This window comes from uncultured Kriegella sp. (genome assembly GCF_963975415.1).
In the GTDB taxonomy this organism is placed as follows: Bacteria; Bacteroidota; Bacteroidia; order Flavobacteriales; family Flavobacteriaceae; genus Kriegella.
On sequence record NZ_CAXBGN010000003.1, the window covers coordinates 453,860 to 466,004 of the forward strand.

Genomic DNA, 12,145 nt, shown 5'->3' on the forward strand with positions numbered 1-12,145 from the left:
TATGCTGTTTTTAGGTTACTGGATTTTAATCGATCAGCTTCAAACGGTCGAATTCTGCAATCAAAAAAGCAGCATAGTTTAAAAAGCCCAAATCGGTAAAATGTACACCGTCTACAGTACCTTCATGGTCTTGGCCAAAGGCATTTTCCGTAGCGATATAAAAGATGCTTCCAGTATTTTGAGCAACAAGTTTATCAAATTCAGCCTTTAATGCCACGTTTTTTTCTATGGTTTTGAGCCTTTTGGTATGGTCTAAAAATGCCCCTTCATAGAAAAAGTTTTCTACGAGTAAAATTGGCGTGTCCGGTTTTTTCGACCTCAGATAATTGACCAATGGAACGGTGCGTTCAGTGACCTCTTCGGGCGTCATGTTCGGGAGACATTCGATTATAAAAATCTTAGCGTCGATTTCTGAAATGACTTCGGTTATGGGCGGCTCCATTTTGCCATTACCACTGAACCCGAAATTGATGCAATCGCGTTTTAATTTTCTAGCTATGATATTGGTGTGGGCCATTCCTGTGCGTGATGCACAACCACCTTGCGTAATACTGGTACCGTAAAAGACTAAGGGTTTTTTACTATTTTGTTCTGCTTTACGTATAGTACTGTTTTCGTCAATACCTACTTCCAATTGGGTTACGCCATCGTAAAGCGGTAAATATATTTTATACTCCCGCTCTTTACCATTCATGTTTTTTACAAGTACACTTTCATTGGCTTTATCGGTAGGTCGGCCTGTATTGACGTACTGCCAATGTCCATTGTCGTTCTTCGCATATAAATCAACACCTTTAATACCACTATCGGCCATGTGGTTCATACTATTGTCGTTCAAAAGTGTCCACCGGGCCGCTATTCGGGTTGAATTGGTGTGAAAACGGATGGAAATACCGGCAGAATTTTTTGAAAGATTCCAGACGGCCTCCCTAACTTTTTCTTTATGTGAGGCGGGCAATCTGTCATACGGACTTTCTTTGCGTGATGCATCGACCTGAGTACCTTCTATTAAAAAGTGCTCCGTTCCATAAAAAGATAAAGTGAGGTCATCCTCTTGAGCAAAACTCCAGTTGAACACTAAAAGAATTAATAATATGCGTAGAAAAGCCATTGCTATAATTTTAAGGAAGAAATTTAGGAATTATGCGCCCAACAAAAGAAATACCCCGGCAGCAAGGGCACCGCCTGTTAACGGACCAATGATAGGAACCCAAGCATAGCCCCAGTCACTACTGCCTTTTCCTTTTAACGGAAGCAATGCATGTAAGAGCCGTGGACCGAAATCTCGTGCAGGATTAATGGCGTAGCCTGTAGGGCCACCAAGTGCAAAACCTATTCCCATGACTAACAAGGCAACCGGAAGGGCATCCAAAGACCCTAAGGATACAGGTTCTTCAGAAAACGTGCCGCCGGCGATGTAAAATACTCCAAAAACCAATGCAAATGTACCGATGACTTCCGTTACAAAATTCCAAAAAGGGCTGCGAATGGCAGGAGCAGTACAAAAAGTAGCTAAAAGTGCATCTTGGTTTTCGGTAGCATCGTATTGCTTTTTATAGGTCAGCCATACAAGCAGGTTGCCCATCATGGCCCCGAGAATTTGGGCAACTGCATAGCCCGGTACCAAGGCCCAGTCAAATTTTCCGGCGACAGCCAAACCTAATGAAACTGCAGGATTCAAGTGAGCACCACTAACATTCCCGCTGATAAATACACCTACAAAAACGGCAATGCCCCACGCCAGGGAAATTCCCGTCCAACCAGCATCGGATCCCTTGGTTCCTTTTAAGACCACATTGGCTACAATACCGTTGCCCAAAAGAATTAGCATACCGGTTCCGATAAATTCAAAAATATAAGCAGTCATGGTTGAGGTTGTTTAATTAGGAATGTGTAAGATAGAAAAAATGTTGAATATTTTAGGCCGCCTATTATTTCCAATGCTGCATTTGAAGGGTGTGTTTCGAATGAAATAGAATCAAAACTTTTTAAACCCCAAACTGCTGCAGGTGATGGTCTAAGTGTTTGGAAAATAAAATATTCCATTCTTTTTCCGTTAAGGGGCCGAAGGCATGTGATTCTTTGTTGTTAAAATGGGCACCTCCCAATTGTTGCGTTTTTTCAATATGATCGATCAACCGTTTCTTTTCTTTTTCAAAATCCCGAGGGTCGCTAATTACAAAAATTGGAGATGTGGGACTATTTTTCTTATAAGGTTTTGGTCCGACTACAATATTTTTGGCAAAGAGTTTGATCAAAAACTTTTTGAATCCTTTTGGCTTTGCATGCTTGTCTTCATAAACGAGTTCATAGGCCACATTACAGTGGGCCAACATCTGCGCTACGCTCATTTTTCCCCATAAAGGTTGCGTTTCCGAGCTTAAATTATTTAGTCGTTCAATGGTTTCTTGGGACTCCTTAGGGTCAAAAAGATTACGAATGGTCATGGTTGTTGATTTTTATAATTTAAGATATTTTTTTTTGGTTTGACGGGTATGCATATTTGCTCTTCGGAATTGGGGTCTTGATTTTTGTATTTTTCTCCTAAGATTTCAAAATGTGGCCTGTGGTCCAATTCATAATCGGATACGGGTAACCAAGTTGCGAAAATGTATTGGAAAATACTAGTGTCCGTACTTGAGCCTTTATGTTGGAAAATAGCATAAAGACCTTCATCCAATTCCAAGGTTTCCAGATTTTCTGGTAAACTATCATTTTCTGTGGTTTCTATGCCCGCCCATTTGGTGAATTCTATTTTGGGGTCAAAATTTTCAAAGTAAGAAACATTGTCATATACCTGTATTGAATAGAAATCAGTGCCTACTTTATTTTTAACGGTATTTCGTAATGGCATAAAACTTTGCCATAATTCGTGGGTTTTATTTTGCACCAATGACATTCGCAGCGATTTGCCAACGACCCGTTTTTTGGGGAAGAATTCAATTTTTGGCTTTAGCATTGTTTTTTCTAGGCAAGACATTAATCACGCATTTAAAATTTTCGTTCTCTTCACTGCTTAAATAGCACAGCTTTACCAGTTTCGGCACTTTCTTTGGCCATTTCTAAAATTTCTACGACTACTACATTATTTTCCAAGGACGACAATGCATAAGATGGCAGCGTTATCTTTTTGTTTATTACCGCGGCCAAAAAGGAAAACGGATCGTTATATGGAGCCTCTCTTTTTTCTAATTTTTCACTTTTCACTGCTTTCTTTGAATCAAGACGGTAACGGATATCGGTAGCGTTGTCGCTGAAAATAAATCCTGTTTTTCCATATATCTCCATATCTTTTCGTGAGAAAGGCCAGTTCCATGAGGCTTGAATGATAGCTTGACTTTTTGGGAATTTCAACAAAATAGTAGCTTCATCATCAACTTTTGGATACTTTTCAGGCTTAATGGTTTGGGTCATGGCCATTACCGAAATGGGGCGTTCCCCCTTCATCAACCATGTGACTAAGTTGGCACCATAGCAGCCAAAGTCTATCACGGCTCCGCCACCATTTTTTATGGGGTCGGTCAGCCATTCTAAAAATTCAGGATTCACACCTATTTCCTCCGGACCTTCATGTCCGTCGTGCACTACTATTTTACGTAGTTCGCCAATGGCATTATCTTCGACCATTTCATACGCCTTATGATTCGATGAATACCAAGTTGTTTCGTAATTGGTCAATAAATGAATATTATGTTTTTTGGCCAACGCCTCCATTTTTTTAACATGGGCAATACTTACAGCCAAAGGTTTTTCGACCATAACATGTATCCCTTTAGGAGCACAAGCTTCAACAACGCCCAAATGGTCATAGATACTTCCAAAAGCGGTAACTGCTTCTGGTTGCGTAGCAGCTATCATTTCTTCTACCGTATTAAAAACAATATCCATCGAATATCCGTAACGATTGGCATATCGCTTTGCTAAATCTCTATTGGCTTCGGCTATTCCGACAATTTTAATATCTCCTTGCTCAGGCCTTCTTAAAAGTTGATGCACGTGGGAATGGGTGATGCCGGCAATACCGACTTTTAATGGCTGGTCGGTTTGACTCGTTGCTAATTGCGGAACGGTTGCGAGTAAGATTATAAAAATGATAACCGCAAGTCTATTGAAATGATGATATCGTGACATTGTGAATCTCAATTTTGGTGGGTAACCCCATGAACATTCATTTGCAAGGTATAGAGTGAATTCATAGCGGTTATAAAAAGTGTTTTTTGATCTTTGCCGCCAAAGGTGACATTTGCTGTCCAATTTTGGTCTATGGGGATGTGTTGAATCTGTTCTCCCGCGGAATTGAATACCGTTACCCCTTTCCCCGTTAAATACACGTTGCCTTTATTGTCTAATGTCATGCCATCGGAACCCATATCGACAAACAGTTGTTTGTTGGTAAGATAACCATCTTCGCTGATATTATAGGAATAGGTTTTTTTGGCGCCAATATCGGAAACATAGAGGGTTTTACCATCAGGAGAACCCACAATACCATTCGGCCGAACAAAGTCGTTGGCGACAATTTTAATTTTTTCCATTGAAGGCGTAAGGTAATAGACCCGTTCGTTTTTAATTTCTTTTTCGGTACGCTCCCAATAATCGCGTTTGTAAAAAGGATCTGTAAAATAAATGCCTCCTTTTAAATCAACCCATAAATCATTAGGGCCATTGAGGTTTTTACCTTCAAATCCATCAACAAGAACCGTAACATTTTTCTTAGGGTCAATACGCCAGAGTTGAAACTTCTCGTCGGCACAGGCCAATAAATTGCCTTGACGATCAAAGTATAATCCGTTCGCTCTTCCCGAGGGTTCCATATAAACTGATACTGAACCGTCTGATACCGCCCACTTGATAATACGATCGTTGGGTTGGTCGGTGAAAAACACATTACCTTCTTGGTCTACTGCCGGCCCTTCCGTAAACGTATAATCGGAAGCTACCAAAGTAATTTTAGCACCATCGGCGATAAGTGGTGTTTTTTGCGCGGAGAGCGATAACATCATCGAGAATAGTAGGAGTACGCTAAAGAAAAGCCTTTTGCCATTTTTCATACGGTGCAATTTTGGGTATTAATGTACGAAGAGAAATTTAAAAAACTTCTGTTTTTTACGGGACTCATGGGTAAAAGTGGCTTTTCTCATTCCATATGAAATTTCGAATGCACCTACACATCGACAGCAATTGAATGGACATGATAGATTTATGTATGATCCGATAGGGCCAAGGCGCTCGAATACCCTTAAAATCGAGAATATTCGACCAGTTTGAAAACCTTATGAACGAAGCCACACTTCTTTGCTTACGAGCTAAGATTACAGGTGGTGCATGTAGTTCATGTTGTGTTTCATACTTTCCATAGGGGTACTGGCATATTCCTCCTGTTCTATAAAAATATGTTTTACACCGGAAGCTTTTCTATTGGCTATCATAGCTGTGATATCAAGTGCACCTTTTCCGAATTCGGTACTGTGACCTTCTTTTAGGTTCATATCCTTCAAATGCCACAAAGGGAAACGTTTCGGGTACTTTTTAAAATAGTCGAGCGGGTCTTTGCCGCCCATAACTACCCATCCGAGGTCCAATTCCATATGTACTAAGTCGGGTTGGGTGTTATCCATTAAAATGTCATAGAGTACTTTACCTTGATCTGATTCAAACTCATAACCGTGGTTGTGGTATCCGAATTTAAGTCCCATTTTTTTGCAATCTTCACCGGCCTTATTAAAGGCATCGGCAACTTTTTTATAGTTGTCGACGGTTTGGCCATTGGAGGGCATTGAAGAACAAATAAGATATTCTTGACCCGATGCTGCGGCTTCTTCCATGGTTTTTTGAAAATTCTTATCAAGTGCGACATGACCACTTTTAAGGTTCATGCCCAAATCGGCGCAAGTTCTTTTCATTTCCTTAGGGGAAAGTCCGTAGTAATGGCCTTTAGAACTTCGAGCCGTTTCAATTTCTTTGATACCTATTGCGGCAATTTGTTTTAAGGTGCCTTTGGGGTCGGCAGCCATTTCTTTTCTAAAAGTGTACAGTTGAACCCCTAATTTTAAATTCTTTGGGGGTGATAGGGCGTAGGATGGAGCTACCATCGTTCCCAAGGCCAGTAAGGCCGATTGGGTGAAAAAATCTCTTCGTGTTGCCATTGCTTTTTAGTTATGGTGATGTTCTTCGTAATGTTCTTTCAATGCGCTCTTGGCAAAATCGTTTTCCAAATCACGAATCGCAGTGTGTACATGATTGGCATTGTTCTGGGTGTTGGCGTATTCAATCAAAAGAATCGGCCCATGAATACGATAGTAGTTGGGTATGCCGGCTTTTAAGCTTCCTGCCCATGCAAATCGGAGGTTTTCCATCCCTGCTTTTTTTATTCTCTTTTTGAAATGAGCGGCAAAGTCGGCTTCATAGGTACCTAAATATACATTTAAAAGTTCCATGAATATTTCTTTCTGGTTTTTAGTAAGCGCCGAATATGTAATGCCTTTAGTTTCTATGACCCCGACTTCTACTTTGTTGGTGGTGATAATTTCGTAGGGGGCTTCATCTGAGAACTTCGCCGTTTTTAACTGATTTGGTTCAAGAGAATTTACAAGTTTAAAACCAAGGTCTGTTTCTTTTTTCAATACTTCCTTGCCTTTTGCCGCCGTACTTTGAACAATACCCGGGTTTGAGCCAAAGAAACTCGGGGTCGAAGAAATGATTTTTCCTTGGGTCGACGTGAAGTTTACCGATACGTGGTGCCCTTCAAAACGCCAGCCCCAAAAGTCGGTAGGTGAGGGAGTGCCAAAAATGCAAAAGTGATAGTTTAGCGGATCCCGATACGGCCTTCCGTCTGACATTGTTTTGCTAGGGTCGTTAAGCAGTTCGTGAAGAACCTTTTCGAGAGACATGATATCTGTTGTTTTGCGGTAGCCATCTTCGCTGAGCGAGGCCCTCAGTAAATCTAACGCGGCCTGTTTCTGTGTTTCATTGAAATCGTGAAAGGTGGGACCTTTGCGATCCATTGGTACAAAGTTGAAATTTGTTCGCTCCGCATCGTCCAATGGGAAAAAGGCTTTTGCTTTTAGTTCTTGTGTTAGGGTGCTTAAAAAGTTATTGGCTTTTTCTGAAAGGTCTTGGGCAGTAGCAGTATTCAAAAAAAATGAAAAAATTATAAGAAGAACTGCTTTTTTAAATGTTCTCATGCTAGGTGGTAATTTGTTTTAAGATTATTTCCAGTGTATGTGGCTTAGTACAATGAAGAACCTACAATATATCGCATTGGTTGGCGAATCGAATTGAAAAATGTCCTTTTTTGAGTCTTCTAAAATACTAAATAATACAACACGGTCTAACATCTTAGATTCGTACTTTTGCCAAAATTTCAGTTTATGAATTCTAGGGAATCCCAACTTAAGGCTTTTGATCGATTATTGACAATTATGGACGAGCTTCGTGAGCAATGTCCGTGGGACAAGAAGCAGACCATGGAGACCTTGCGACATTTGACAATCGAGGAAACCTATGAACTGGGTGATGCTATATTGGAAAACAATTTGGAGGAAGTAAAAAAAGAATTGGGCGACTTGCTGTTGCATATTGTTTTTTACGCGAAAATTGGCTCTGAGACCGAAGATTTTGATATGGCGGATGTCTCGAATGAGATTTGTGAAAAATTGATAAATAGACACCCGCATATCTATGGTAATGTTAAAGTGGCCGATGAAGAGGAAGTAAAGCGTAATTGGGAAAACCTAAAATTGAAAGAGGGTAAGAAAAGCGTATTGGAAGGAGTGCCAGCTGGGTTGCCGGCCTTGGTTAAGGCAAATCGTATTCAAGATAAGGTTGCAGGGGTAGGCTTTGATTGGGAAAAGCCCGAACAAGTTTTTAAAAAGTTACAGGAAGAGCTTGCCGAACTTCAGACCGAAATCGATAAAAACGAACACGATGCTATGGAAGCGGAGTTTGGCGACGTACTGTTTTCAATGGTAAACTATGCCCGATTTCTGAATATCAACCCCGAAAATGCGCTAGAGCGCACCAATAAAAAATTTGTAAAGCGTTTTCAATACCTCGAAGAACGGGCAAAAGGAATAGGGAAGTCTCTAAAAGAGATGACGTTGCAAGAAATGGACGTTTTTTGGGAAGAAGCGAAACATAGTGGGCACCGATAAATCTCCAATTAAAGGGAACAATAAGTGCCGATCAAACAAATCCAAAAAAAGACTTTGTTACAACAATACACAAAAGAATTCCGCTACAATTTAAAATTGGCGACTCCTGTAATCCTTGGCATGTTGGGCCATAGTTTTGTGGCCTTTGCCGACAATGTTATGGTCGGGCAATTGGGTACCGCCGAACTAGCCGCCGTATCTTTGGGCAATAGTTTTGTATTTATTGCCATGTCGTTGGGCATTGGATTTTCAACGGCAATAACTCCTTTGGTGGCCGAGGCGGATGGCGCTGGGAAAAAGGCAGATGGAAAAAGCGCGTTAAAACATGGGTTGGTACTCTGTACCCTGCTAGGATTATCCCTTTTTGTTCTAATTCTGTTGTCAGAACCCTTGATATATTTAATGAAACAGCCGCCTGAAGTGGTTGAACTGGCGTTGCCCTATTTAGATTTAGTGGCTTTTTCACTAGTGCCCTTAATTATGTTTCAAGCTTTCAAGCAATTTTCTGAGGGCCTTTCCCAAACCAAATACCCAATGTACGCCACTATTATCGCCAATGTGGTCAACATCGTCTTGAACTACCTATTGATATTCGGTTCTTTGGGCTTTCCCAAGTTAGGCATTGTGGGAGCGGCGATCGGCACGTTGGTATCAAGAATAGTAATGCTAATATTTATTTGGATCTTGCTGAACAGTAAGAAAAAGTTTCATGATTATGTTACGGGCTTCAATTTTAGGAAAATTGAAAAAAAGGTGATGAACAAAATCATAAGTTTGGGATTTCCCTCGGCACTTCAAATGTTTTTTGAGGTGGCTATTTTTACCGCTGCCATTTGGTTGAGTGGCGTATTGGGCAAGAATCCGCAAGCTGCAAATCAAATTGCCCTGAACTTGAGTAGTATGACCTTTATGGTAGGCATGGGCTTGGGGGTTGCGGCGATGATTAGGGTCGGAAATCAAAAAGGGTTGCAAAGCTTTAAAGAACTCAGGCGCATTGCAATCTCTATTTTTTTTCTCACATTTCTTTTAGAAATTGTCTTTGCCATTTTGTTTTTGGTGGGCAGGCATTGGTTCCCGACCCTATATTTAGATGAGAAAGATTTGATCAATATTGTCGATAATACCGAGGTCATCGAATTAACCGCCAAGCTACTGCTTGTAGCTGCCTTCTTTCAGATATCAGACGGTATTCAAGTAGTTGTTTTGGGTGCTTTAAGAGGCTTGCAAGATGTGAAGATACCTACTTGGATTACTTTTGTGGCCTATTGGCTTATCGGTTTTCCTATTTCTTTCTATTTAGGGCTGTATACCGAGCTGGAAAGTACAGGTATATGGATTGGTCTGCTTACCGGGCTTACGGCATCGGCCATATTATTGTATATTCGGTTTAACTATTTGACAAGAAAACTGATTGTGTCCAAAACAATTGTTACTCCATTAAAAACAGAATAGGCAGATCTCTCAAAAAAATGAAGGAAATACCATTAACCCTATAAATCTATTTAAAATGCAATTGCCAAAATTTTTATTAGGTGACAATACCGATTATCCCACCGCTGTATTTGTGGTGCACACCGAATATCCTCGATTTATCATAAACTTAGAAAATGATGAGGTAGAATGGTTTGAGGAGTTTTCCAAAGAGGACGAGAAGGAATTGGAAACAGAAACTGAGAACCTTGTTGCCCAAGCTACCGAGTTCTATGATAGGGAAGTCGAACGCTACGAGGAATAGATAGGCCTATGCTTGAAGATTTGATACATCATGATGAAGCCTTTTTTTTATGGCTCAATAATATGGGGAGTTCTCATTGGGACGGTTTTTGGCTCTTTATTACCTACAAGTGGAATTTTGTAAGCTTAGCGCTTTATGCAACTCTTATCGGTTTGTCGTATAAGTTTTATGGGTTTAAAAAAACAATACTTGTTTTGGTCACGATGGCCATCTTAATTCTTACAACGGACCAACTGGCCAATTTTTTTAAATACGGAGTACAACGTTTAAGACCCTGTCATGACCCAGAGTTAAATTCGCTTATGCGTTTGGTCAAAGAGTCATGTGGGGGTAAATTTGGTTATTTTTCGGCCCATGCGGCAAATTCTTTTGCTGTGGCATTTTTCTTTACTTTTCTGCTGAAGTCAAAACTACGTTACATAGGAATTTTCTTGATGTTATGGGCTTTTATTGTTGCCTATAGTCGTATCTATATTGGTGTTCATTTTCCCTTGGATGTGCTCACTGGAATAGGAATAGGTTTGATTTTGAGCTGGTTGTTTTCAAAGTTATTTATATTTGCAATTCACAGATTCCGCCTATGATCTCTAACCTGAGGTATTGGTTTTTTATGTTTTTGATTGTTTTGGTTTATATAGCCGGAATGTTTGCCACGCTTTTTGAAAACGATTCTGCCCAATTTGCGGTCATGGCCATGCGAATGGTTCAAGAAAATGATTTTCTAAGCTTGTTCAAGGGCACTGAGGAGTATCTTGATAAACCTCATATGCATTATTGGCTGGCCGCACTCTCTTTTAAGGTTTTTGGCATTCATGACTGGGCCTATCGTATTCCGGCCCTTTTGGCCACTTTGCTTGGTGCCTATAGTTGTTTTGGGCTTGGAAAACTACTCTACAATCGTGAGACGGGTAAGTTGGCCGCCCTAATCTTTATGACCGCACAGACCATTGTGCTTTCTGTAATAGATGTGCGTACCGATGCCGTACTTACGGGTTCGACTATTTTTGCCATTTGGCAGCTTACTGCTTATATAGAACGAAGAACTTTAAGTAGTATAGTTTTAGGGGCATTTGGAGCGGGAATAGCTTTTTCTACTAAAGGTCAAATTGCACTTTTGGTGATTGGCTTACCCTTATTGTGCCACTTGGGTTATACCAAAAAATGGAAGGCTTTTTTAAATTGGCGCGTAGTCATCGGTTTGCTCGTTTTTGGACTGGCCATTGCTCCCATGCTGTATGCCTATTATCATCAGTTCGATTTGCATCCTGAGAAGATTATAAGGGGAAAGGGTAATCGAAGCGGTATCTTTTTTATTTTTTGGGAACAAAGTTTTGAACGGTTGAGCGGAGAAGGAGTTGGAAAAAATAGTAGTGATTATTTCTTCTTTTTCCATACTTTTTTATGGGTGTTTCTACCATGGACGGTTTTAGGGCTCTTGGCGTACTGGAATCGGGCAAAGGCACTCGTAAAGTCAAGGTTTGTTTTTAATTCTAACAGTGAAATGCTCACCATAGGGGGAATTACACTTATATTTATAATCATCAGTTTTGCACAGTTCAAACTACCTCACTACTTAAATATAGTAATTCCACTTTTTTCAGTTCTAGCGGCCTCATATATACATGGCTTATATAAAAATCCTGAAAGAAAGTTTATCAAGGTCTTATTGGGGGTACAGTATTTTATTTTGGGTCTGATCTTTATTGCCGCTACCTTCATATGTTATCTTGTTTTTAAGTCTAACGACCCATACCACTACATTTGGAAAGTTTCTTTGGCGCTGGCAATTGTGTATTATATACTCAAACAAGAAGATTATTACTTTAAGATTATTACGATTTCAGTATTGAGTTCCGTGTTTTTAAACGCTATTTTGAATATGCATTTTTATCCTTCGCTTTTGAAATACCAAGGGGGTTCTTCCATGGCGGCAAAAATAAAAGAGCATGAGGTTCCCGTGGATGGTATTTGTAAACTTTCACCGGCCCATACCTGGGGTCTGGACTTCTACAATAAGAAGCCCGTTGAAATTTCCTCCATTAAAGATATCGAAGGCAAAAAAAATGTTTGGGTCTATGTAAGCGATGAAGAACTAGGGGAGTTGCATAGGAAGGGTTTCGATTGGGACCGCCAATATTCGGTAAATCAATTCCGGATCACGAGGTTGCAAGCCAAATTTCTAAACCCGAATACACGTAAAAAAATACTTCGAAAAATGCATCTCATTCATATTTATTAATGGCGATAAATTTTGAAA

General features: G+C 40.2%; 13 protein-coding genes. 5 read left to right on the forward strand and 8 right to left on the reverse strand.

Annotated elements, in window-relative coordinates:
- Positions 1 to 25: 25 nt before the first annotated feature.
- From AACZ88_RS08685 to AACZ88_RS08720, 8 genes are all read right to left on the reverse strand, one after another.
- Positions 26 to 1,111 (reverse strand): SGNH/GDSL hydrolase family protein, encoded by a 1,086-nt coding sequence (locus tag AACZ88_RS08685; RefSeq protein ID WP_339708972.1) that lies wholly within the window; start codon positions 1,109 to 1,111, stop codon positions 26 to 28.
- Between the two features lie 30 nt (positions 1,112 to 1,141).
- The gene (locus AACZ88_RS08690) at positions 1,142 to 1,867 is read right to left on the reverse strand and encodes an MIP/aquaporin family protein (protein ID WP_339708974.1); all 726 of its coding nucleotides are present in this window, start codon (positions 1,865 to 1,867) and stop codon (positions 1,142 to 1,144) included.
- Positions 1,868 to 1,988: 121 nt separating this feature from the next.
- Positions 1,989 to 2,447, reverse strand: coding sequence for a DUF1569 domain-containing protein (locus AACZ88_RS08695; protein ID WP_339708976.1), 459 nt, complete (start codon positions 2,445 to 2,447; stop codon positions 1,989 to 1,991).
- Entirely contained in the window at positions 2,444 to 2,959 is a 516-nt protein-coding gene (locus AACZ88_RS08700) for a GyrI-like domain-containing protein (RefSeq protein ID WP_339708978.1), read from the reverse strand. Before AACZ88_RS08700 ends, AACZ88_RS08695 begins: the two co-directional genes overlap by 4 nt.
- Before the next feature lie 50 nt (positions 2,960 to 3,009).
- Positions 3,010 to 4,131 carry a Gfo/Idh/MocA family oxidoreductase gene (locus tag AACZ88_RS08705; protein WP_339708980.1) on the reverse strand — a complete coding sequence of 374 codons (1,122 nt, stop codon included), beginning with the start codon at positions 4,129 to 4,131 and terminating at the stop codon, positions 3,010 to 3,012.
- 8 nt (positions 4,132 to 4,139) lie between these two features.
- Positions 4,140 to 5,051: an SMP-30/gluconolactonase/LRE family protein gene (locus AACZ88_RS08710; RefSeq protein WP_339708982.1), complete on the reverse strand. Its 912-nt coding sequence runs from the start codon at positions 5,049 to 5,051 to the stop codon at positions 4,140 to 4,142.
- Positions 5,052 to 5,312: 261 nt separating this feature from the next.
- On the reverse strand, positions 5,313 to 6,146 hold the full coding sequence (locus AACZ88_RS08715) for a sugar phosphate isomerase/epimerase (protein ID WP_339708984.1): 834 nt from the start codon (positions 6,144 to 6,146) through the stop codon (positions 5,313 to 5,315).
- Between the two features lie 6 nt (positions 6,147 to 6,152).
- Positions 6,153 to 7,184 (reverse strand): DUF3500 domain-containing protein, encoded by a 1,032-nt coding sequence (locus tag AACZ88_RS08720; protein WP_339708986.1) that lies wholly within the window; start codon positions 7,182 to 7,184, stop codon positions 6,153 to 6,155.
- A gap of 186 nt (positions 7,185 to 7,370) precedes the next feature.
- On the opposite strand from AACZ88_RS08720, the gene mazG reads away from it, so the two are divergent.
- The 5 genes from mazG to AACZ88_RS08745 are packed head-to-tail and all read left to right on the forward strand — an operon-like array spanning position 7,371 to position 12,127.
- Entirely contained in the window at positions 7,371 to 8,153 is a 783-nt protein-coding gene (gene mazG / locus AACZ88_RS08725) for a nucleoside triphosphate pyrophosphohydrolase (RefSeq protein ID WP_339708988.1), read from the forward strand.
- A 39-nt stretch (positions 8,154 to 8,192) separates the two neighbouring features.
- The gene (locus tag AACZ88_RS08730; RefSeq protein ID WP_339709305.1) at positions 8,193 to 9,605 is read left to right on the forward strand and encodes an MATE family efflux transporter; all 1,413 of its coding nucleotides are present in this window, start codon (positions 8,193 to 8,195) and stop codon (positions 9,603 to 9,605) included.
- Between the two features lie 55 nt (positions 9,606 to 9,660).
- Positions 9,661 to 9,888, forward strand: coding sequence for a hypothetical protein (locus AACZ88_RS08735; protein ID WP_339708990.1), 228 nt, complete (start codon positions 9,661 to 9,663; stop codon positions 9,886 to 9,888).
- An 8-nt stretch (positions 9,889 to 9,896) separates the two neighbouring features.
- Positions 9,897 to 10,472, forward strand: coding sequence for a phosphatase PAP2 family protein (locus tag AACZ88_RS08740; protein ID WP_339708992.1), 576 nt, complete (start codon positions 9,897 to 9,899; stop codon positions 10,470 to 10,472).
- Positions 10,469 to 12,127 carry a glycosyltransferase family 39 protein gene (locus tag AACZ88_RS08745; protein ID WP_339708994.1) on the forward strand — a complete coding sequence of 553 codons (1,659 nt, stop codon included), beginning with the start codon at positions 10,469 to 10,471 and terminating at the stop codon, positions 12,125 to 12,127. Before AACZ88_RS08740 ends, AACZ88_RS08745 begins: the two co-directional genes overlap by 4 nt.
- The last annotated feature ends 18 nt before the right edge of the window (positions 12,128 to 12,145 follow it).